Raw genomic sequence first — 26,430 nt, 5'->3', positions numbered from 1 at the left:
TATAGGTCTGATGAAGATGTCTTTTTTATGATAAAGCAACTGTAGTTGCTTTGACAACTTTTGCACGTATTCACAAGATAATGGGCTGCGCAATGCCCTTCCTTTATCTTCATTCAGGTCCCCATAACAAAGAGAAACCACAAACGTCTTGAGACAAGACGATCGGGTTTCTCGTCAATCTGAAAGCCTGATTATTCATGCTTCCCGTTAAGCAGACAGGTTTAATGAATAAACCGACTGCTTAACAAGGAGCATCTCATGAATAGGGTTGACCTTTTTTACGGGTCACCTTTAAACAGTGAAATTTTCAAGTATAGTTTTTATAAGTAAGGCGTTGGTTGAAGCATAATCTCTTTCCAGCATCTGCTCATGTTTGCCGTTTCCTAAATAAATGTGCAGTTGCCCCGTTGTTAAAGCGCTCCAGGATTTCCTTCTCCATTCCTCTTCTCCTATGGGATCTGCTGATTGGATCAGATGAATTTCAGCCTGAACTTCTCCATTTGTTTGCATCCCATCAATCCATGCTGTGTAAGCTAGGATGTTTTGTTTAACTTTTTCTGCCGTCTCCCCGGGAACATGGCGAATGAACATCGAAATCTCTTCTTTGAGCGTCTCCAGATACGCTTCTTGCTGCATATTAGATGAAGACATTTCTCTCGGATAGGCGTCAAACATAAGGATAGCTGCTACTATTCGACCCTGTTCCTCCAGTCGCTTGGCTACTTCAAATGCAAGGTTGCCTCCGGCAGAGTAGCCCAGCAAATAAATGGGGCCCTGAGGCTGCAATTTTTGAACATGTTGTGCAAAGTATTCCGTTGTATCGTCGCAAACGATGAAATCATAGGCATATATAGATGCCGTATCCTGCAACGATTGTGCCATCATCGTGAACACTTGCCCATAGCCTACGATTGGCGGGAAGCAATGCAAAGTTAAGCCGTTTCCTTTGCTGCTGTTCCATACAGATACCCCTGTACCTTGCTGATCTGTAGAATCATCAAAGTGGTTTCGGCTTCCCAGCTGCTCGGCAAGCTCCATGACCGTCGGGTAAGTGAAGGCGGTGCTAAACGATATTTCCACATCCAGCCTGCTGCGAGCTTCCCCGATCATATGAATCAGCTTCAAAGAATGTCCGCCTGCATCGAAGAAATTATCGTGAATGCCAACCCGTTCTATGCCCAGAACCTCCTGCCAGATGTCAGCAAGCGCTTGTTCCAGCTGATTCCTTGGCGCAGTGTAATTGGCTTGAAGCGGCTCATTTTGCTGCAAAAGAGATAAACGTCTGCGATCGACTTTGCCATTAGCTGTAAGCGGCAATTTATCCAGTTGCACGAAGCGGTTTGGAATCATATAGGCTGGGAGCTTCTGCAATAACGCTCTCCGCAGTTCCCCGGCCGTAAGCTCGCTATCCGCTACGTAATAGGCATATAGCTGCTTCTCTTTCGCGTCGTTTTCGCGAGCGATGGCCGCGGCTTCCTTCACCGCCTCTACTTTCATCAGTTGCGCCTCTACTTCGCCGAGCTCAATACGGAAGCCGCGTATTTTTACTTGGTCATCTGCGCGGCCTAAATATTCCAAGTTTCCGTTTGACAGCATTTTGGCCAAGTCCCCTGTACGGTACATCCGCTTCCCAGGAACGAATGGGTGGTCAACGAACTTCTCCGCGGTCAAGTCGGGACGACGGAAGTACCCACGCGCAACTCCATCTCCAACGATGTATATTTCTCCTGGTACTCCAATCGGCACTTGCTTACGCTCAGCATCAAGCAAATAAATGCTGACATTCGCAGCCGGTACCCCAATGGGAACGGAACCGCTCGTATCCGTTTCTGGATCGTAACGATAAATCATGCAGCCGACAACGGTTTCTGTTGGTCCATATTCATTGAATATCGTAATATCTCCGCCAAACTTGTCATGGATGCTTCTCGCTATATCCGCGCCAAGATTGTCACCTCCGACAATTAGCTTACGGATATTTGAGCCAGCCCTTATATTCATTTCTTTGATTATACTTAAATGGGCTGGTGTCAGTTTGATAATGTTCACTTGGTTATCTGTTACGATCCGCTCGATTATTAGCGCCTTGTCTTCTCCACTGTAAATGCGAATAAGGTTGCCTGTTAGCAGCGGCGTGAATATGGATGTTACCGTCAGGTCGAAGGAAATGGATGAGTACAGCGGAAAATCAAGCTTTTCCCCAGTGACATATACCTCTTGTGCCCACCACAAGTAATTCGTCAGCCCTTGGTGGGTAATCATCGCGCCCTTCGGATTTCCCGTCGTTCCCGACGTATAGATCACATAAGCAAGATCATGCGCGCCAGATATCGGCTCTATATTCGACTCTTCTTCGCTAAAGACCTCCGGATCATTCAGATTGATAAGCTTTCCTTCAAAATGTACGTGATTCAGCAAATGCTGCTGCACTAGCAGCACCTCCGAGCCAGCGTCCTCCAGCATGTAACGTATGCGTTCCTCAGGATACTCCGGATCTATTGGCACGTAAGCCCCACCAGCTTTTAGCACGGCCAGTATGCCTATAATCATTTCCACGGATCGATCAGCCAGTATGCCAATCAAATGATCCGGTCGCACGCCGGATGCTCGCAGCGTCCTTGCCAAGCGATTGGAACGGGCGTTTAGCTCGCCATACGTCACTCGCTCTTCATCATGAACGACGGCTACCGCTTCCGGTGTTTTTTCCGCCTGCTGCTCAAACAAATGGTAGACTGTTTTTTCGCTTGGGTATTCCGATGCTGTCGCATTGAATGCTGCAAGCTGTGCGTGCTCCTCCGCTGTTAGGATATCTAACGACGCTAGCCTTGCATACGGATTTGCCGTAACGGATTCAACTAGCTGTTCGAATTGCTTCGCCATCCGGAGCACCGTCTCTCGCTTGAATAAACCAGAAGCATATTCGATGCTGCACGAGATACCATTTTCCATTTCCTCTAACTGGAAGGTTAAGTCAAACTTCGCCGCGGTATGTTCATTTGCATATGGCTGAATCTGCAAGCCGTGCATTTGTAAATCTCTTTGTTCCATATTTTGCAAAACAAACATCGTATCAAAAATCGGGTTGCGGCTCATGTCCCTGCTGACCTGCACCTTCTCCACCAGTTCCTCAAATGGGTAGCCTTGATGCTCGTAAGCGCCTAGCATCGCTTCCTTGATTTCTTCCAGGTACGATATAAATGTTTTCTCGCGCGCCGGATAGCTGCGAATCGCCAATGTGCCTACAAACATGCCCACCAGCGACTGGAAGTCGCCATGTGTTCTGCCCGCAATTGGCGTACCGACTACAATATCTTCCTGCCCCGAATATTTATGCAGTAAGGTTTTGTATATCGCCAGCAATATCATATACAGCGTTGATCCGCTTTCGGCCGCTATGCGCTGCAAACTTTCACACTGCTCAGCGCCAAGCATAAATGACAGCTCTTCACCCTGGAAGCTTTGCACCGCAGGCCGCACATAATCCGTTGGCATTTCCAGAACCGGTAAATCCCCGCTAAACACATCCAGCCAGTACGCTTCCTCCTGAAGCTGACGCTTCTTCTGCTCCTGAGACTGCTCCCATGCCGCATAGTCTTTGTATTGATTACGCAATGGAGGCAGTTCTTCCCCGGCATACATGCGTGCAAACTCTTCCACCAAAATGCCCATCGAAATACCATCGGAGATAATATGGTGCATATCGAGTATGAACAGATGGCGCTCAGATGCAAGCTCGATGAGTCCGGCGCGCAAGAGCGGCGGCTGCTCCAGATCAAAGGTGCGAACGAATCGCCGCATCACTTCTGCTGTTTCCTCTTCACTTGCCTGGATATATTCCACAGCAAAGCGCACTTCATTGTGCACGCGCTGCACCGATTCACCTTCCGCCATATGGAAGCTCGTCCGCAGCGTCTCGTGCCTTGCAATTAGCTTGTTCAGCGCGGCCTCGAACAGCTTTCGGTCCAGCGTTCCTTCCAGCAGCATGGCTCTCGGCAAATTGTAGCTCAGTCCCGTCCCTTCAAGCTGGTGCAATATATACAGCCTCTTCTGAGCTGAGGAAACGGCATAATACGCTTTTTCTTCGATAGGTTGGATAGCCTGGAACGCCTGTTGTTCCATGTCTGCAATTGCTTTGGAAAGCTGCTCGATGGTCGGGAACCTGAAAATGTGTCTAAGCGGCACATTAATTTGCATTTCTTTATGCAGACGGCTCACCATTGCCGTTGCCCGCAAAGAGTGACCGCCAATCTCAAAGAAGTTGTCGTACACGCCTACACGTTCAAGACCGAGAACGTCTTGCCAAATACGGGCAAGATGCGCTTCGATGTGCGTGCGCGGCGCTGCATATTCGACCGCAGCAGGAATGATTCCTTCTGGCGCTGGCAGCGCCTTGCGGTCGATTTTGCCATTTGGCGTCAGCGGCATGCGTTCGAGTTGCACAAAGTACGTTGGAATCATATACCCCGGCAATTGCTCGGCTAAGTGCCTTCTTAGTTCACCAGCAGCCAGCTCCCGATTGGCTACAACATACGCACAAAGCTGCTGTATTGCGCTGTTATCGGCCTTTGCGACCACAACCGCTTCGCGCACCGAAGTAATTCGGCCAAGCTGTGCTTCTATCTCCCCAAGCTCGATCCGGTACCCGCGAATTTTCACCTGACTGTCCATACGCCCTACGTATTCGAGCGTACCATCCGGCAACCAGCGTGCAAGATCACCAGTCCGGTACATTTTTTGCCCTGGTACAAAAGGATTATCAACAAATCTCTCCGCCGTCAATTCCGGTTGATTCAAATAACCGCGTGCCACACCGTCTCCAGCCGCATACAACTCTCCAATTGCGCCTTGCGGCAGCAGCATGCCTAATGGATCGAGCACATATACTTGCGTATTTCCGATAGGACGGCCAATTGGAATCAAGGCACGATCCATATCCTCCAAACGGATTGTATGGCAAGTTGTAAATGTCGTGTTTTCCGTCGGACCGTACCCATTGATCAAACGCAAGTGCGGATAATGCTCCATCGCTTTCTTCACATGCGCTCTGGATACCACATCGCCTCCGACGAGCAATTGTCTGATTCCTGCCAATCCTTCAAGCTTGTGTTCTACCATAACCGTGAACCATCCTGACGTGAACCAAGCAATCGTAACCTGATGCTTTCGGATCGCTTGCGACCAATCCTCAAGCGATAAAGTGACAGGAGGCAGAAGCGCCAATACTGCTCCATTCAGCAAGCTGCCCCAAATCTCAAACGTCGCGGCATCGAAGGAAATAGTTGATCCCTGCAAGAAAACGTCATTCTCGCAAATATCCATATAATTTGCATGTGTCACAAGTCGAACAACCCCGCGATGCGTGACGCACACTCCTTTGGGTGTTCCTGTCGAGCCGGAAGTATAGTTTACGTACGCCATCTGAGTTGATTCTGTGGCTGATGCCAGATTTGAACCATCCTTGTCATAAGCCTGCTCAGCATCAAGCAGCACAACCATCGCATCCGTAAACACAGGTCTTTGTAAATGGCTCTGGATCAGTACAGTTCTCACATTTGCATCCTGCATCATATAGCGAATGCGCTCTTCCGGATACTCCGGATCAATAGGCACGTAGGCCCCTCCAGCTTTAAGAATCGCCAATATGCCGACAATCATCTCAAAGGAACGCTCTGCTACAATGGCTACCAGTTGTTCCGCTTCAAGTCCCGCCTTCTGCAGTGTCCGTGCCAACCGATTGGCCTTATCGTTTAGCTCGCCGTAAGACCATTGCGACTCTCCAAATAAAATGGCTGGTGCATTCGGCCTTTGTTCCGCTTGGTCCTCAAACAGTTGATGAATGGCCAGCTCTCGCGGATACGCTGCCCTTGTATCATTGAACACGTCTATCAGCCGCGTTCGTTCCTCATCCGTCACCATTTGCAGCATCGCAAGGCTTGCCTGAGGGTGGGCGATCATCTCATCAATCAACCGGACAAAGTGCCCCGCAATCCGCTGTATAGTTTCCGGCTTATACAATGAAGTTGCGTACTCCAAGCTGAAAGCGACCCCAGCCTCACTCTCTATTGCCTGCAAGGTCAAGTCAAATTTCGCTGTCCTTTGTGCGCTGGCATACGGCTTCATTTGGAGCCCATCCAGTTCAAACTGCTTGCTTTCCGTATTTTGCAGGACAAACATCGTGTCAAACACTGCATTACGGCTTAAATCACGATTAACTTGCACATTCTCAAGCAGTTCTTCAAACGGATATTGCTGGTGCTCATAGGCGTTAAGCATCGTTTCCTTGACCTCATTTAAGTAAGCCGATAACACCTTTTCACCCGCTGGATAGCTACGAATGGCCAACGTGCCAACGAACATACCAATCTGCTCTTGCAAGTCGCTGTGCGTTCTGCCCGCAACAGGCGTACCGACGATAATGTCTTCTTGCCCGGAGTATTTATGCAGCAAAATCGTATACGCCGCGAGCAGCACCATATACAGCGTAGATCCATGCTGAGCAGCAAGCTCATGCAGCGCATCCCTCTGATGCGAATCGAGCTCAAAGTCAAACGCGGCTCCATCGGACTGTCTTATCGCAGGACGTGCTGCGTCCGTCGGCAGCTCCAGCACGGGCAATTCTCCATCCAATGCCTTCAGCCAGTAAGCTTCATGCTGCTTCATTTGCTCTTTATAGGCTTCAGACTGCTGCCAAACCGCATAATCCTTGTACTGAATCCGCAGCTCAGGCAGCTTCTCCTCCCGATATAGACGGGCGAATTCCTCCACCAAAATATCCATCGACGCCCCATCAGAAATGATGTGATGCATATCCAGCAGCAGCACATAGCGCTCTTCCGCCCATTCGATTAATTCCACCCGCAGCAGCGGCGCTTCGCTGAGGTCGAACGGCTGCACGAAATCGCGCACTCGGGCTTCGACCTCCTCCATGCTTGCCTCTACATAGGCAACCTCAAAGTCAACCGCTTCCTTTACCCGCTGCATCGGTTCGCCCTGCACCAGCTCAAAATCGGTACGCAGCGTTTCATGTCGGGCAATCAGGAGCCGGAACGCTGCTTCAAAACGCGCTCGATTCAGCGCCCCTTCCAGCATCAGCATCCCGGGCATATTGTAGCTTTTCCCCGCTTCTTCAAGCTGCTGTAAAATGTACATCCGTTTTTGCGCTGAGGACAGCGGATAGTAGTCTCTGGCTTCCACCCGTGGAATAGCGGCATACGCCTTCTGTTCCCGTCGGCTAATCACCACTGCCAGCTCTTCAACGGTCGGATAAAGAAACACCTCTCTTAACGGCACCTCAGTCTCCAATGCTTGATGCATGCGCGATACAAGCGTCATCGCCCGGAGGGAATGGCCGCCAAGCGCAAAGAAGTTGTCGCGAATACCAACACGCTCAAGTCCCAGCACCTCCTGCCACAGCCGCGCGACTTCCGCTTCGACTGGTGTCCGCGGCGCTACATACGCCGCCTCGCTCTGCGCCCCAACTTCCGGCTTCGGCAGTGCCTTGCGATCCAGCTTTCCGTTAGGCGTTAGCGGCATCTCGGGCAGGGATATGAAATATGAAGGGAGCATATACGAGGGAAGTCCCTCTGCCAGCTTGCTGCGCATTTCCTTCGCTCCCAGCTCGCTGCTGCCGGTCACATACGCGCACAATTCCGCTGCGTCCGTCTCCCTTTCGCCAGCGATCACCGTCACCACCGCTTCTTTTACCCCTTCGATTTGCAGCAGATGCGCTTCCACCTCGCCCAGCTCGATCCGGTAACCCCGTATCTTCACCTGATGGTCCATCCGACCCAAATGCTCCAGACGACCATCCGGCAGCCATCTGGCTAAATCGCCAGTCCGGTACATCCGCTCGCCTGGGGCAAACGGATGCGCGACAAACCGCTCGTTCGTCAGTTCCTCGCGTGCCCAGTAGCCACGGGCTACGCCTGCTCCTCCGATGCACAGCTCTCCCACCGCTCCGATCGGCTGCACCTGCAGCGCCTCGTTCAGCACATACACCTGCGTATTGGACAGCGGACGGCCGATGCTCATTTTTCCTCCTTCGCCCGCTTCTCTCAGGTGTGCAAACGTCGACCAGACCGTCGTTTCTGTCGGGCCATACATATTGTACAGCTCCGCCTCCGTTTGAACGCGCAATTGTCTTTCCAGCGTAGCAGGGAATGGCTCCCCGCCAATCAGCAGCGCCTGCATCGGACGCAGCGCTGCGGCACTGCGCGCATCCTCCAGCAGCATCACCAGCCGGGAAGGCGTCGTCTGCATCACCTGGGCTGGATGCTTCGTGAGCAGCGCAGCCAGCTGTGCAGGGTCCTGCTGCTCCGCCTCGCTCGCCAGCAGAACCTGCATGCCACAGCTCAGCGGTACCCAGCTCTCGGTCACGAAGATGTCGAAGGACACCGTCGTCACACTGAGCATGGTTGCAGATGGCGCAAAGGGCAGTGCTTCCAGCATCCCCGTCATAAAGTTGACTACGTTCCGATGCTCCACCACCACCCCTTTCGGCGTGCCGGTCGTCCCCGAGGTGTAGATCACATACGCGCTTCCCTCAGCACGGCTCTCCACCTTCGTTGATGCCGAGGAATAAGCTTTCAGTTCCTCCACAGAGGCAAACCTCACCTGCGAAGCTTGCTCCTCCTGCTGTCCATCTGAGCCCTGCTCCTTCTGCTGTACGTCTGAGGCATGTTCCTTCTGCTGTCCGTCTGAGGCATGCTCCTCCAGACACAGCACCTGACGCAGCGGGGTTTCTACCCAGCCTGCCACCGTTTCCCGCTGGGCTTCTTCGCTTAAGAGAATGCGGATTCCGGCATCCCGGACCATCCCTTCGATGCGTCCGGCTGGCAGCGCCGGATCCAGTGGCACATAGGCCGCACCAGCTTTCATAATCCCCAGCAGACCCGCGATCAGCCAAGGCGAACGGGACAGCAGCACACCGACGCGGTCTTCGCTGCTCACGCCCTGCGCGCGCAGCCAGCCTGCGATGCGGTTGGCTTGCCCGTCCAGCTCGCCGTACGTCCACACGGCCAGTCCACTCACCAGCGCCGGATGCCCCGGCGTTCGGGCAGCCTGCTGCTCGAATAGCCCATGCACCGTCGCGTTCTCAGGGAGCTCCAGCTCCGTAGCGTTGAAGTGCACCAGCAGCTGCTCCCGCTGCTCTGCCGTCAGCAGCTCCAACTGCGTGACCGGCACGTTCGGCTGGCTCACGATCTGTTCCACCAGTTGCAGCCAGTGACCCTGCACCCGCTCCATAGCCTCCTGTTCGTACACCTGTCCGTTATAGTCGAAATGTACGACCAGTTCTTCTCCAGGCTGAATCATCACATTCAGGTCATAATTCGTTTGTTCGTCTGCCTGCACGCTGGTAATCGCCAGTCCGCTCGCATCCAGGGAGGCTTCCGAGCTCGTCGGCATCGGATAATTCTCGAACACTAAAATATGGTCAAACAGCTCTCTCGTTCCGGTGCAATGCGCCTGGATCTCATGCAGCGGATAGTAGCCATAGGCTTGCGCAGCCAGCGCGTCCGCCTGCATCCGCCGCAGCACATCAGCAGCCGTATCCTGACCCTCGCACGCGACCCGGACGGGCAGCGTGTTGATGAACAGTCCGATCATGCTTTCCACGCCTGGAAGGTCGGCAGGTCGGCCCGACACCACTCCGCCAAACACCACATCCCGGCTACCGCTGTAGCGGTGCAATAGCAATCCCCATGCCGTTTGCAGCAGCGTGTTCATCGTTACGCCATGCGCTTTGGCCGCCGCCGCGATTCGCTCGCTTTGCTCCCGAGACACGACTCCGCTCACACGCCTCGCTTCATAGCCTAACGTCTGGCGCTGGCGTTTCGGGAACACCGCCTGTGCTTCACAGCCCGCCAGCCGTTCCTTCCAGTAGCGCAGCGCCGACGCCTCGTCCTGCTCCGACAGCCAGCGGATATAGGCGCTGTACGCCGGACCTTTTGGCTTCTCCTGCTCCTGCTGCTCCTCTTCGCTACCCGACATACTGTAGGCGCTGTAAGTGCGCAGCACTTCCTCCATCACCAGCGGCAAGCACCAGCCGTCCATCACAATATGATGGAAGCTCCAGACCAGCTCGTGCGTCTGTTCCCCTGTGCGGAACACCGCCACTCGCATCAGGCTCTCCGCTTCCACATCAAAGCCTTGTCTCCGGTCCGCCATCCGCCACTGCGCCACGCCAGCTTCCTGCTCGCTGGCGGGTTTCAGCGACAGATCGGCATACGCGAGCTGAAACGGCCGGTGGCGGTACACGACTTGCAGCGGCTCTTTTCTCCATCCGCTGTCGATGCTCGTCCGCAGCACCGCATGCCGCTGAATGATCGTTTGCCAGCTTCGTTCAAACGCTGCCACATCCAATTCCCCTTGCAGCGTTAGCTGCATCTGGTTCACATAAGCCCCCGCTTGCGGGTCCAGGCGGCTGTGGAACAACATGCCCTGCTGCATCGGCGTCAGCGCGTACACCTCCTCCATCTCTCCGATGGCGGCGCTCCGCTGCACCAATGCATCCAGCTCTTCCTGTGTCAGATCAGGCAGCCCCACATCGCTTGGCGTCAGTTCCGTCCGCTCCTGAGCCATACAATGCGCGATCACCGCCTCCAAGCTCTGCTTTAACCGCTGCGCGAATTGCTCCACCGTCGCTGGACGGTACTGCGCAGCGCTGTAGCTAACGGTCAGGCGCAACGTTCCCTCCGCGATCATCCCGTTGCATTCCAACACCGCGGCTCGTTGCCTTCTACTGCTGATCGCCTCTCCCGAGGAGAGCGGGGATAGCTCAAGCGCGCTGCGCTCCAAATCCTGATCAAACTGGCCCAAGTAATTGAAGGAAATGTCGGGGTCACACGACCAGTCCTCCCCTTCCACCTGCTTGGACCCATACCGCAGGAGGCCGTAGCCGACCCCTTTGTCCGGAATCGCTCGCAGCGTTTCCTTCACTCGCTTGATCTGCTGCGACAAGGTCATCTCCGGCTTCATCTCCAGCACCACCGGGTACGCGCTCGTGAACCAGCCGACCGTCCGGCTGACATCCACATCCGGGAGGATCGTTTCTCTGCCATGCCCTTCCAGCATGATCCCCACACGCGTCATACCGCTCCACGCCTGAACCGCCATCGCCAGAGCAGTTAGCAGCAAATCATTGATTTCCGTTCCGTAAGCTCGGTGCGCTTCTTTCAGCAGTTGCTGCGTCTGGACTTGCGACCACTCCACCGCCAGCGTTTGGCTAGCGGCTAGCGTGGAGGCTTCTGAGTCGACTGCGTCGTAATCCTTGGGCAGCGGCGGAACCGCCATCTCTACGATCCGTTTCCAGTACGCATGCTGAGCCTCCATTGCCGGACTCCCTGCATAAGCGCTCCATTGCTGCGCCCATGTCTGGAATGCGTCCGTTTTCTGTGGCAACCGGATGTCTTCCCCTTGTACTGCTTGCTCGTACGCAGTCGCAAAATCTTCAAACAGGATTCGCCAAGATACCCCGTCCACGACCCAGTGATGAATGACGAGGAGCAAATGATCCCCATCCTCACACTGGAACAAGCCCAGCCGCATGAGCGGGCCGGTCGCTAGCGAAATGCTGCCTTGCAGCTCAGCGGCAGCGGCTTCGACCTTTTCGCTCCATCCGGGCTCACCCCGGAAATCGAAAACGTCCAACCTGTAAAGCTCACCGTCCGCCACCTTCCGGTTCCAAGCGACATAGCTGCCGTCCTCGGCCTGCGTCAGCGTCATCCGCAGCGCGTCATGATGGGTGGCGAGGTGCTGCATCGCCACGCTTAGCGCCACGCGGTCAAACCGCTCTTCCCGATACAGCATGACCGCCTGGTTGAAATGATGCAGGTCGACGGGATCACGTTCCACCAGCCAGTGCTGAATCGGCGTCAGCGGCACCGCCCCGTGTACCTCCCCTTGTTCCGCCGTACGGGTAACCGCCGTCAGATGGGTGCTTAGCTGCGCCACCACCGGATAGCGGAATAACGTCTTCATTTCCAGCTTGTACCCGACCTGCAGCAGCCGTGAAGCAACTTGAATCGCTTTGATCGAGTCGCCGCCCAGTTTAAAGAAATGGTCATGGATGCTCACCTCGGGCACGCCGAGCACCTGCTGCCATACCGTCACCAGCGCGTGCTCCATCGCTGTGCGAGGCGGAGCATACGGGAGGTGCGAAGCCTGAGCCTCCGGCATCGGCAGCGCCTGACGGTCCACTTTGCCGTTGGCCGTGAGCGGCAGGCTCTCCAGCTGTACAAAGGAGGCCGGCACCATATAGGCGGGCAAGGAAGCCGACAGCAAGCTGCGCAGCCTCGGAATCTCCAGCTCGCTGCCTACGACGTAGGCGCACAGCTGATGGCTGCCCCCCGCATCCGGCAGCGCCTGCACGATGACCTCGCGAACCCCTGTCCCCCGCAGCAGCACCGCTTCAATCTCACTGAGCTCGATGCGGTAACCGCGAATTTTTACCTGTTCATCCCTGCGTCCCACATACGCCAAGGAGCCATCCGCCTGCCAGCGAACCAAGTCCCCCGTACGGTACATTCGCTCCCCTGGCTCAAACTGGTTCGTCACAAATTTTTCCAAAGTTAGATCCGCTCTATCCCAATACCCTCGGGCTAGACCGACTCCGCTTATGCACAGTTCACCTGGCACGCCAATCGGCTGGAGTTGCCCGTCCGCTGCGAGTACATACACCTTCGTTTTGCCAATCGCTTTGCCAAGTCCATGTTCCTGCCAGACACCAGTGATAGGCAAAGCGGTTGTTACAACGCTGTTTTCCGTCGGTCCGTACTCGCTAACAAACTCAATTTGGGGATAATTCAGTATTTTTTCAATGAGCGCCCTGCTGAGCTTCTCACCACCAATCACCACACTGCGCATAGTTGCTAATTGGGCTGGCTTCAACATATCCAGCAGGACTGCAAACATCCCTGTCGTAAATTGAGCGTGCGTAATCGAGTGCTCCTCTAACGCCTTCGCAATGGCCCCCGGATCTTTCAGTTCTTCATCTCGAATCAATACGACGGTTGCTCCTGTAATAAGAGGTGCGAAGAAGTGCGAGATGAATGCATCAAACACATACGGGCTGGCATGAAGTACTTTTCCCTGATCAAAATGGTAGGTTGCAGCTTTCCATTGAAGCGTATGAACGATGCTGCGATGTTCCACCATAACGCCTTTAGGCTGGCCTGTCGTGCCGGATGTATAAATGACATATGCTAAATTTTCGGGCTTTGCATTGTTTAAGAGATTTCCAGACATTTCGGCATCGATGCGGGCGTCATCCAATAGCAATACGGGGCACGGCGCTTCCTGCACAGAATCAGACAGCAATAGCAATGCACCGCTGTTCTTCAAGAGGAACTGGATACGTTCCACAGGATCTTCCAAAGAAAGAGGCAGATAAACAGAGCCTGCCTTAAGCACCCCGAGCAAGGCGACGGCCATCTCTACGGAACGCCTGCACTGAACCGCAACAATACGTTCTGGCCCTGCACCGTAGCCCTGTATCATTCTGGCAAGTCGATTTGCCCGTTCGTTTAACTCTTGGTAGGTCAGGGCCTCATCCCCGCAAACGACGGCGACACGTTCCGGTGTCTTCGCCGCTTGCTCCTCAAACAGCGCATGCAGCGTCGTTGGCCGCTCAAGCAGCGCTTCTGCCCCTGTATCGTTAAAATGCACCAGCAACTGCTCCCGCTGACCTGCCGTCAGCAAGTCCATGCTTCCAAGCGTTGTATGCGAATCGCGGGTCACTTGACGCAGCAGCTCCGTAAAATGACCCACCCAGCGCTCTATCGTGGCCTGCTCAAACAGCTTCACCGCATATTCCAGCGTGCAACGCATGCCCTGCTCCTCTTCATTCACCGACAGCGTCAAATCGAATTTCGCCGCTCCGCTTTCTATTGGGTACGGCGTCCATTGCAGATCCGCCAGCTCCAGCTCCGATTGCTCCGTGTTTTGCAACACCAGCATCGCATCAAAAAGCGGATTCCGGCTCAAATCCCGCTGCCTGACTACCTGCTCCACCAGCTCCTCGAACGGATAGTCCCCGTGTTCAAAGGCGCTTAGCGCCGTCTGCTTCACTTCCTGCAAGTAGGCGGAGAACGGTTTTTCACCCGACGGGCTTAACCGCAGCGCCAGCGTGTTCACGAACATCCCCAGCATGCCCTGCAAGTCAGCATGCGAACGTCCCGCAATCGGCGTGCCGACGATCAGCTCCTCCTGACCGCTTAACCGGCCAAGCAACGCGCTGTACGCCGCCAGCAGCACCATATACACCGTCGCCCCGCTCGTACGGGCCAGCTCCCGCAGCGCTCCTGACAGCTCGCTGTCCAGCTCGAATTCTACGCGTGCTCCCTCGAAGCTGCGCACCGCCGGAAGCGGATAATCGAGCGGCAGGCTCAGCACCGGCAGCTCCCCGGCGAACTGCTCCAGCCAGTAGCGCTCCATCTCCTGATAAGCCGCGCTTTCCCGGTAGCTTTGCTGCCAGACCGCATAATCTTTATACTGCAAACGCAGCGGCTTCAGTTCTTCTCCTCCGTACAGCTTCGTAAACTCCTGCACAAATATACTCATCGACGTGCCGTCGGAAATAATATGATGCATATCGAACAATAGCAAATGATTCGCTTCGCCTACGCGCACCACCGTCATCCGCAGCAGCGGCGCTTCGCTGAGGTCGAACGGACGAAGGAAGGTGCGAACGCGCTCCTGTGCTTCCTCCTCCGTCGCCTCCTCGTAAGTTACCGAGAACACGGCAGACGCCACAATACGCTGCATCGGCTCCCCGTCAACTACTGCAAACTCTGTCCGCAGCGATTCGTGGCGGGCCACCAGCGCTTGCAGCGCCCTTTCCAGCCGCTGACGATCCAGCGGTCCCGACAGCCGCAGAGCGACTGGCATGTTGTAACTAAGCTCCGCTCCCTCCAGCTGCTGTAGCACGTACAGGCGTTTTTGCGCTGAGGACAGCGGATACGCCTCCTGAGCCTTCACAGGCACCAGCGCTTCAAATTCGCGCTCGTCGGCTATTTCCAGCGTTGCTGCCAGCTCTTCAACGGTCGGATAGAGAAATACCTCTCTTAACGGCACCTCGGTCTCCAATGCTTGATGCATGCGCGATACAAGCGTCATCGCCCGGAGGGAATGGCCGCCAAGCGCAAAGAAGTTGTCGCGAATGCCAACGCGCTCAAGCCCCAGCACCTCCTGCCACAGCCGCGCGACTTCCGCTTCCACTGGTGTCCGTGGCGCTACATACGCCGCTTCGCTCTGTGCCCCGACTTCCGGCTTCGGCAGCGCCTTGCGATCCAGCTTTCCGTTAGGTGTTAGCGGCATCTCGGGCAGGGATATGAAATATGAAGGGAGCATATACGAGGGAAGTCCCTCTGCCAGCTTGCTGCGCATTTCCTTCGCTCCCAGCTCGCTGCTGCCGGTCACATACGCGCACAATTCCGCTGCGTCCGTCTCCCTTTCGCCAGCGATCACCGTCACCACCGCTTCTTTTACCCCTTCGATTTGCAGCAGATGCGCTTCCACCTCACCCAGCTCGATCCGGTAACCCCGTATCTTCACCTGATGGTCCATCCGGCCCAAATGCTCCAGTCGACCATCCGGCAGCCATCTGGCTAAATCGCCGGTCCGGTACATTCGCTCGCCGGGGGCAAACGGATGCGCGGCAAACCGCTCATTCGTCAGTTCCTCGCGTGCCCAGTAGCCACGGGCTACGCCTGCTCCTCCAATGCACAGCTCTCCCACTGCTCCGATCGGCTGCACCTGCAGCGCCTCGTTCAGCACATACACCTGCGTATTAGAAAGCGGACGGCCGATGCTCATTTTTCCTCCTTCGCCCGCTTCTCTCAGGTGTTCAAACGTCGACCAGACCGTCGTTTCTGTCGGGCCATACATATTGTACAGCTCCGCCTCCGTTTGAACGCGCAATTGTCTTTCCAGCGTAGCAGGGAATGGCTCCCCGCCAATCAGCAGCGCCTGCATCGGACGCAGCGCAGCTGCACTGCGCGCATCCCCCAGCAGCATCACCAGCCGGGAAGGCGTCGTCTGCATCACCTGGGCTGGATGCTTCGTGAGCAGCGCAGCCAGCTGTGCAGGGTCCTGCTGCTCCGCCTCGCTCGCCAGCAGAACCTGCATGCCGCAGCTCAGCGGTACCCAGCTCTCGGTCACGAAGATGTCAAAGGACACCGTCGTCACACTGAGCATGGTCGCAGATGGCGCAAAGGGCAGTGCTTCCACCATCCCCGTCATAAAGTTGACGACGTTCCGATGCTCCACCACCACGCCTTTCGGCGTGCCGGTCGTCCCCGAGGTGTAGATCACATACGCGCTGCCCTCAGCGCGAGTCTCCACCTTCGTTGATGCCGAGGAATAAGCTTTCAGTTCCTCCATGGAGGCAAACCTCACCTGCGAAGCTTGCTCCTCCTGCTGTCCATCTGAGCCCTGCTCCTCCAGACACAGCACCTGACGCAGCGGGGTTTCTACCCAGCCCGCCACCGTTTCCCGCTGTGCTTCTTCGCTTAAGAGAATGCGGATTCCGGCATCCCGGACCATCCCTTCGATGCGTCCGGTTGGCAGCGCCGGATCCAGTGGCACATAGGCCGCACCAGCTTTCATAATCCCCAGCAGACCGGCGATCAGCCAAGGCGAACGGGACAGCAGCACACCGACGCGGTCTTCACTGCTCACGCCCTGCGCGCGCAGCCAGCCCGCGATGCGGTTGGCTTGCCCGTCCAGCTCGCCGTACGTCCACACGGCCAGTCCACTCACCAGCGCCGGATGCCCCGGCGTTCGGGCAGCCTGTTGCTCGAATAGCCCATGCACCGTCGCGTTCTCAGGGAGCTCCAGCTCCGTAGCGTTAAAGTGCACCAGCAGCTGCTCCCGCTGCTCTGCCGTCAGCAGCTCCAACTGCGTGACCGGCACGTTCGGCTGGCTCACGATCTGTTCCACCAGTTGCAGCCAGTGACCCTGCACCCGCTCCATAGCCTCCTGTTCGTATACCTGTCCGTTATAGTCGAAATGTACGACCAGTTCTTCTCCAGGCTGAATCATCACATTCAGGTCATAATTCGTTTGTTCGTCTGCCTGCACGCTGGTAATCGCCAGTCCGCTCGCATCCAGGGAGGCTTCCGAGCTCGTCGGCATCGGATAATTCTCGAACACTAAAATATGGTCAAACAGCTCTCTCGTTCCGGTGCAATGCGCCTGGATCTCATGCAGCGGATAGTAGCCATAGGCTTGCGCAGCCAGCGCGTCCGCCTGCATCCGCCGCAGCACATCCGCCGCCGTATCCTGACCCTCGCACGCGACCCGGACGGGCAGCGTATTGATGAACAGTCCGATCATGCTTTCCACGCCTGGAAGGTCGGCAGGTCGGCCCGACACCACCCCGCCAAACACCACATCCCGGCTGCCGCTGTAGCGGTGCAGTAACAATCCCCATGCCGTTTGCAGCAGCGTGTTCATCGTTACGCCATGCGCTTTGGCCGCCGCCGCGATTCGCTCACTTTGCTCCCGAGGCACGACTCCGCTCACACGCCTCGCTTCATAGCCTGACGTCTGGCGCTGGCGTTTCGGGAACACCGCCTGTGTTTCACAGCCCGACAGTCGTTCCTTCCAGTAGCGCAGCGCCGACGCCTCGTCCTGCTCCGACAGCCAGCGGATATAGGCGCTGTACGCCGGACCTTTTGGCTGCTCCTGCTCCTGCTGCTCCTCTTCGCTACCCGACATACTGTAGGCGCTGTAGGTGCGCAGTACTTCCTCCATCACGAGCGGCAAACACCAGCCGTCCATCACAATATGATGGAAGCTCCAGACCAGCTCGTGCGTATGCTTCCCTGTGCGGAACACCGCCACTCGCATCAGGCTCTCCGCTTCCACATCAAAGCCCTGCCTCCGATCCGCCGTCCGCCACTGCGCCACGCCAGCTTCCTGCTCGCTGGCGGGTTTCAGCGACAGATCGGCATACGCGAGCTGAAACGGCCGGTGGCGGTACACGACTTGTAGCGGCTCTTTTCTCCACCCGCTGTCGATGCTCGTCCGCAGCACCGCATGCCGCTGAATGATCGTTTGCCAGCTTCGCTCAAACGCTGCCACATCCAATTCCCCTTGCAGCGTTAGCTGCATCTGGTTCACATAAGCCCCCGCTTGCGGTTCCAGACGGCTGTGGAACAACATGCCCTGCTGCGTCGGCGTCAGCGCATACACCTCCTCCAGCTCCCCGATGGCGGCGCTCCGCTGCACCAACGCATCCAGCTCTTCCTGTGTCAGATCAGGCAGCCCCACATCGCTTGGCGTCAGCTCCGTCCGCTCCTGCGCCATACAATGCGCGATCACCGCCTCCAAACTCTGCTTCAACCGCTGCGCGAATTGCTCCACCGTCGCTGGACGGTACTGCGCAGCGCTGTAGCTAACGGTCAGGCGCAACGTTCCCTCCGCGATCATCCCGTTGCATTCCAACACCGCGGCTCGTTGCCTTCTACTGCTGATCGCCTCTCCCGAGGAGAGCTGGGATAGCTCAAGCGCGCTGCGCTCCAAATCCTGATCAAACTGGCCCAAGTAATTGAAGGAAATGTCGGGGTCACACGACCAGTCTTCCCCTTCCACCTGCTTGGACCCATACCGCAGAAGGCCGTAGCCAACCCCTTTGTCCGGGATCGCTCGCAGCGTTTCCTTCACTCGCTTGATCTGCTGCGACAAGGTCATCTCTGGCTTCATCTCCAGCACCACCGGGTACGCGCTCGTGAACCAGCCGACCGTCCGGCTGACATCCACATCCGTAAGAATCGTTTCCCTTCCATGCCCTTCCAGCATGATCCCCACACGCCCCATACCGCTCCACGCCTGAACCGCCATCGCCAGGGCAGTGAGCAGCAAATCATTGATCTCCGTTCCGTAAGCTCGGTGCGCTTCTTTCAGCAGTTGCTGCGTCTGGACTTGCGACCACTCCACGGCCAGCGTTTTGCTAGTTGCTAGCGTTGAAGCTCCTAAAGCTCCTGAGGCTACTGGGGTTTCTGAAGCTCCTAAAGCTCCTAAAGCTCCTAAAGCTCCTAAAGCTCCTAAAGCTCCTAAAGCTCCTAAAGCTCCTAAAGCTACTGAGTCGTAATCCTTGGGCAGCGGCGGAACCGCCATCTCTACAATCCGTTTCCAGTACGCACGCTGCGCCTCCATTGCCGGACTTCCTGCATAAGCGCTCCATTGCTGCGCCCATGTCTGGAATGCGTCCGTTTTCTGTGGCAACCGGATGTCTTCCCCTTGTACTGCTTGCTCGTACGCAGTGGAAAAATCTTCAAACAGAATTCGCCAAGATATCCCGTCCACGACCCAGTGATGAATGACGATGAGCAAATGATCCCCATCCCCACATTGGAACAAGCCCAGCCGCATGAGCGGGCCGGTCGCTAGCGAAATGCTGCCTTGCAGCTCAGCGGCAGCGGCTTCGACCTTTTCGCTCCATCCGGGCTCACCCCGGAAATCGAAAACGTCCAACCTGTAAAGCTCACCGTCCGCCACCTTCCGGTTCCAAGCGACATAGCTGCCGTCCTCGGCCTGCGTCAGCGTCATCCGCAGCGCGTCATGATGCGTGGCGAGGTGCTGCATCGCCACGCTCAGCGCCACGCGGTCAAATCGCTCTTCCCGATACAGCATGACCGCCTGATTGAAATGATGCAGGTCGACGGGATCGCGTTCCACCAGCCAGTGCTGAATCGGCGTCAGCGGCACCGCCCCGTGTACTTCTCCTTGTTCCGCCGTGCGGGTAACCGCCGTCAGATGGGTGCCTAGCTGCGCCACCACCGGATAGCGGAATAACGTCTTCATTTCCAGCTTGTACCCGACCTGCAGCAGCCGGGAAGCGACTTGAATCGCTTTGATCGAGTCGCCGCCCAGATTAAAGAAATGGTCATGGATGCTCACCTCCGGCACGCCGAGCACCTGCTGCCATACCGTCACCAGCGCGTGCTCCATCGCTGTGCGAGGCGGAGCATACGGGAGGTGCGAAGCCTGAGCCTCCGGCATCGGCAGCGCCTGACGGTCCACTTTGCCGTTGGCCGTGAGCGGCAGGCTCTCCAGCTGTACAAAGGAGGCCGGCACCATATAGGCGGGCAAGGAAGCCGACAGCAAGCTGCGCAGCCTCGGAATCTCCAGCTCGCTGCCTACGATGTAGGCGCACAGCTGATGGCTGCCCCCCGCATCCGGCAGCGCCTGCACGATGACCTCGCGAACCCCTGTCCCCCGAAGCAGCACCGCCTCAATCTCGCTGAGCTCGATGCGGTAACCGCGAATTTTCACCTGTTCATCCCTTCGTCCCACATACGTCAAGGAACCATCCGCCTGCCAGCGAACCAAGTCCCCCGTACGGTACATTCGCTCCCCTGGCTCAAACGGGTTCGTCACAAATTTTTCCAAAGTCAGATCCGCTCTATCCCAATACCCTCGGGCTAGACCGACTCCGCTTATGCACAGTTCACCAACAGCACCGACAGGCTGCAAGCCGTTCTCCTGGGTAAGTACATACACTCGGGTGTTAGAAATAGGCTTCCCGATCGGTATGACAGGAAGGGATGCATCCACTCGGGCCGATGTAGCAAGCACTGTACCTTCTGTAGGTCCATAGTTGTTGTATAAAGCATACCTAGTATGACTGATTTTCTTCAAACGATCCCCGCCCGTCAACAAAACGCGCAGAGAACGATTTTCCAGCGTTATAAACTGTTCGCACACCTGTGTCGGCAAGAAGCTGACCGTTATGTTTTTTTCCTCAAAATAGGCATTTAAGGCGACAGGGTCCAGACGCAAATCTTCCGGTACGATATGCACGGCGGCTCCTATCGTAAGGGAAGGGAATATTTCCCACACCGCTGCATCAAAACCAATACCTGCATATTGGGTTGTCCGATCTGTTGCACTCATATCAAAATAGGCCTGATGCCATCTGCACAAATGAACGACAGAGCGGTGTTCGATCATAACGCCTTTCGGCCTGCCGGTCGAACCGGACGTATAAATGATGTAAGCTACATCTGTCGGAAGGATTGCAGGTAAAGGCTGTTCGGAATGCTCCTCTAGTTTTTCTAACCCGTCTAGTAGAAGAACCTCCACTGCTGATTGTTTAACTTGATGAACATGTGCTTGATGCGTCAGGCAAAAACGAGCCCTGCTGTCCTCCAGCATGAAATGAATCCGTTCTGTCGGATAGTCGGGATCAATCGGCACATAAGCAGCGCCCGTTTTCAAAATGCCTAGGATGCCAACGATCAGTTCCACGGAACGCGTAGGCATGATGGCAACAACATCTGCTGGCGCCACGCCGCGCTTCTGCAAATTAAACGCCACACTGCTGCTGCGTTCGTTCAGCTCTTGGTAGGTCAAGGCCTCCTCCCCGCAAACGACGGCGACACGTTCCGGCGTCTTCGCCGCTTGCTCCTCAAACAGCGCATGCAGCGTCGCCCGCTGCTCTAGCAGCACTTCTGCCCCTGTATCGTTAAAGTCCACCAGCAACTGCTCCCGCTGCCCTGCCGTCAGCAAGTCCATGCTTCCCAGCGTTGTATGCGAATCGCGGGTCACTTGACGCAGCAGCTCCGTAAAATGACCCACCCAGCGCTCTATTGTGGCCTGCTCGAACAGCTTCACCGCGTATTCCAGCGTGCAACGCATGCCCTGCTCCTCTTCACTCACCGACAGCGTCAGATCGAATTTCGCCGCTCCGCTTTCTATCGGGTACGGCGTCCATTGCAGATCCGCCAGCTCCAGCTCCGACTGCTCCGTGTTTTGCAACACCAGCATCGCATCAAAAAGCGGATTCCGGCTCAAATCCCGCTGCCTGACTACCTGCTCCACCAGCTCCTCGAACGGATAGTCCCCATGTTCGAAGGCGCTTAGCGCCGTCTGCTTCACTTCCTGCAAGTAGGCAGAGAATGGTTTTTCACCCGACGGGCTCAGCCGCAGCGCCAGTGTGTTCACGAACATCCCTAGCATGCCCTGCAAGTCAGCATGCGAACGTCCCGCAATCGGCGTGCCAACGATCAGCTCCTCCTGACCGCTTAACCGGCCAAGCAACGCGCTGTACGCTGCCAGCAGCACCATATACACCGTCGCCCCGCTCGTACGGGCCAGCTCCCGCAGCGCTCCTGACAGCTCGCTGTCCAGCTCGAATTCTACGCGTGCTCCCTCGAAGCTGCGCACCGCCGGAAGCGGATAATCGAGCGGCAGGCTCAGCACCGGCAGCTCCCCGGCGAACTGCTTCAGCCAGTAGCGCTCCATCTCCCGATAAGACGCGCTTTCCCGGCAGCTTTGCTGCCAGACTGCATAATCTTTATACTGCAAACGCAGCGGCTTCAGTTCTTCTCCTCCATACAGCTTCGTAAACTCCTGCACAAATATACTCATCGACGTGCCGTCGGAAATAATATGATGCATATCGAACAACAGCAAATGATTCGCTTCGCCTACGCGCACCACCGTCGTCCGCAGCAGCGGCGCTTCGCTGAGGTCGAACGGACGAAGGAAGGTCCGAACGCGCTCCTGTGCTTCCTCCTCCGTCGCCTCCTCGTAAGTTACCGAGAACACGGCAGACGCCACAATACGCTGCATCGGCTCCCCGTCAACTACTGCAAACTCTGTCCGCAGCGATTCGTGGCGGGCCACCAGCGCTTGCAGCGCCCTTTCCAGCCGCTGACGATCCAGCGGTCCTGACAGACGCAGAGCGACTGGCATGTTGTAACTAAGCTCCGCTCCCTCCAGCTGCTGTAGCACGTACAGGCGTTTTTGCGCTGAGGACAGCGGATAAAATTCGTTTTCTTCAATAATTGAAGGAATGAAGCTGTAAGAAGCTTGTTCCAGCTTACCAATCGCATACGCCATCTGTTCAATGGTAGCGAAGTGGAACACATCCCGCAGCGGGAGGTCCACATTCATCGCTTTACGCACCATGCTTACCAGCGTTGCTGCCCTTAAAGAGTGGCCGCCAAGCTCGAAGAAATTGTCCTTTACACCAACCCGCTCCAGCCTGAGCACTTCCCGCCAAATTTCCGCAAGCTGCGCTTCCTGCGACGTGCGCGGCGCGACATGCTCCTCTCCTGTTTGCAAACTGCCTTCAGGCGCTGGCAGCGCTTTGCGGTCGATTTTTCCGTTCGATGTCAGCGGCATCCGATCCATCTGCACAAAGTACGACGGAATCATGTAGCCCGGCAGCTCTTGCGATAGCAGGCTTCTTATCTCGTTTACCGCAAACGGCTGATCCGCTACAAAATACGCGCAAAGATGCTTCTCTCCGCCTCCATCCTCGCGGGCGAGAACGATTGCCTCCTGCACTGCTTCCACCTTGGTCAGCTGCGTTTCGATTTCGCCAAGCTCAATGCGGTACCCGCGAATTTTCACTTGATGATCGATTCGGCCCAAATACTCGATGCTGCCATCTGGCTGCCATCTGGCCAAATCCCCGGAACGGTACATTTTTGCGCCAGCATCAAAAGGATTGTCCACAAACTTCTCACTTGTCAAATCAGGACGGTTCAAGTACAGACGCGCCAGCCCTTCGCCAGCTACATACATTTCCCCAATCACACCGACAGGCACGCAATTGCGCTTTGCATCCAGCACGTATACTTTTAGCGTAGGAATCGGACGGCCGATATTGCTTTTCGCCTGCTCAATCTCTACCTCGGTAATCTCTTTGTACGTGACATGTACCGTCGTTTCCGTAATGCCGTACATATTGATCAGCTGCGTCGCTGGATATTTCGCCCTCCAGTTTTTTAACAGTTGCGGGCTTAGTGCCTCACCGCCAAAAATGACCTTGCGCACGCTCAGCATCGGCGCTTCCTCTGCCAGCGCTTCACGCAGCAATTGGTAGAAATAGGTTGGTGTCTGGTTCAAAATCGTCACTTGCTGCTCAGCCAGCAATCGCAGAAACTGCGCCGGATTTTTTGCCGCCAGCGACGGCACGATGACCAATTTTCCTCCGTACAGCAAAGCCCCATACATCTCCCATACCGAGAAGTCAAAGCAGAACGAGTGGAACAGCGTCCACGTATCCGACGGGCCGAAATCAAACAAGTTTTTGCTGTTGAACAGCAGTCGCACAACATTTTTATGCTCGATCAAGGTTCCTTTCGGCTTGCCTGTCGTCCCCGATGTGTAGATGACGTAGGCCGCATCGCTCGGCGCATTGACGGATTCTAGATTGGCCCTATCTTCATGATAAGACTGCTCGTGATCCAGCAAAATGACTGTGCCTTCAAACACAGCTTGCTGCTGCCTCTGCTCCTGAACCAACAGTACCTGCGTCCCAGAGTCTTCCAGCATGTAGCTGATTCGTTCCTGTGGATAGTCCGGATCAATCGGCACATATGCGCCCCCTGCTTTTAAAATCGCCATCAAGCCAACGACCATATCCAGCGAGCGCTCGGCCATAATGCCCACCAATTGATCAGGCTTCACACCTGCAGCCCTCAGTGTTCGGGCCAAGCGATTGGCTCGTTCGTTCAACGCCCGATACGTCAGCTGCTCCTGCTCAAACCGAACGGCTACAGCGTTCGGATTTTGCTGCGCCTGCTCCTCAAACAGCTGCTGAATTGTCTTCTCCCGCTGATACTCCGCTGTTGTATCGTTGAAAGCGTGCAAAATCTGTGAAAGCTCTATGCTGCTCAGCATGCTCAGATCAGAAATCTCTGCCTCAGGTGCTTCAATAATGCTGTCTACCAAATGAGCAAAATGCTTCGCCATCCGCTGCGCCGTTTCCCTATTGAACAAAGCTGTTGCGTACTGTAGGCTGCATGATAGTCCGTCGCTTTCTTCCCGAACATCCAGAACTAGGTCGAATTTAGCTATTGCGTATTCGCTCTGATATGGCTTTAGTTCAAGCCCTTCTATACGAATGCCTGTGTTTTCTGTATTTTGCAGGACAAACATGGCATCAAACACTGGATTGCGGCTTAAATCACGATTAACCTGCACGTTTTCTACCAATTGTTCAAACAAGTAGTCCTGATGCTCGTACGCTCCGAGCGCCGTTTCCTTCATTTCCTGCAAATAGCTTAAAAATGGCATGCTGCCGTGCGGATATGTGCGGATCGCAAGGGTATTGACGAACATTCCAATTAGCGGCTCTACGTCCGGATGCGTTCTGCTTGCAATCGGCGTACCGACGATAATGTCTTCTTGCCCGGAGTATTTATGCAGCAAAATCGTATACGCCGCTAACAGCACCATATAAAGCGTAGATCCATGCTGAGCAGCAAGCTCGTGCAGCGCATCCCTCTGATGCGAATCGAGCTCAAAGTCAAACGCGGCTCCATCGGACTGTCTTATCGCAGGACGTGCTGCGTCCGTCGGCAGCTCCAGCACGGGCAATTCTCCATCCAATGCTTTCAGCCAGTAAGCTTCATGCTGCTTCATTTGCTCTTTATAGGCTTCAGACTGCTGCCAAACCGCATAATCCTTGTACTGAATCCGCAGCTCAGGCAGCTTCTCCTCCCGATATAGACGGGCGAATTCCTCCACCAAAATATCCATCGACGCCCCATCAGAAATGATGTGATGCATATCCAGCAGCAGCACATAGCGCTCTTCCGCCCATTCGATTAATTCCACCCGCAGCAGCGGCGCTTCGCTGAGGTCGAACGGCTGCACGAAATCGCGCACTCGGGCTTCGACCTCCTCCATGCTTGCCTCTACATAGGCAACCTCAAAGTCAACCGCTTCCTTTACCCGCTGCATCGGTTCGCCCTGCACCAGCTCAAAATCGGTACGCAGCGTTTCGTGGCGGGCAATCAAGAGCCGGAACGACGCTTCAAAACGCGCTCGGTTCAGCGCCCCTTCCAGCATCAGCATCCCGGGCATATTGTAGCTTTTACCCGCTTCTTCAAGCTGCTGTAAAATGTACATCCGTTTTTGCGCTGAGGACAGCGGATAGTAGTCTCTGGCTTCCACACGTGGAATGGCGGCATACGCCTTCTGTTCCCGTCGGCTAATCACCACTGCCAGCTCTTCAACGGTCGGATAAAGAAACACCTCTCTTAACGGCACCTCGGTCTCCAATGCTTGATGCATACGCGATACAAGCGTCATCGCCCGGAGGGAATGGCCGCCAAGCGCAAAGAAGTTGTCGCGAATACCAACACGCTCAAGTCCCAGCACCTCCTGCCACAGCCGCGCGATTTCCGCTTCGACTGGTGTCCGCGGCGCTACATACGCCGCCTCGCTCTGCGCCCCAACTTCCGGCTTCGGCAGTGCCTTGCGATCCAGCTTTCCGTTAGGCGTTAGCGGCATCTCGGGCAGGGATATGAAATATGAAGGGAGCATATACGAGGGAAGTCCCTCTGCCAGCTTGCTGCGCATTTCCTTCGTTCCCAGCTCGCTGCTGCCGGTCACATACGCGCACAATTCCGCTGCGTCCGTCTCCCTTTCTCCAGCGATCACCGTCACCACCGCTTCTTTTACCCC

General features: G+C 55.7%; 1 protein-coding gene (only partly in view). It reads right to left on the bottom strand.

Translation table 11 applies throughout. The annotated features are described in order from the left end of the window. Nucleotides 1-291: 291 nt before the first annotated feature. On the bottom strand, nt 292-26,430 hold the 3' portion of the coding sequence (locus AC50X8_RS23870) for a non-ribosomal peptide synthase/polyketide synthase (protein WP_494881912.1). It continues 15,276 nt past the right edge of the window; only the last 26,139 of its 41,415 coding nucleotides appear in the window; its start codon lies off the right edge, out of view; its stop codon occupies nt 292-294.

It is taken from the genome of Paenibacillus sp. JT22N15, assembly GCF_059383755.1.
The sequence above is the reverse complement of the archived record's forward strand: the minus strand, read 5'-3'. Positions and strand labels throughout refer to the sequence as shown.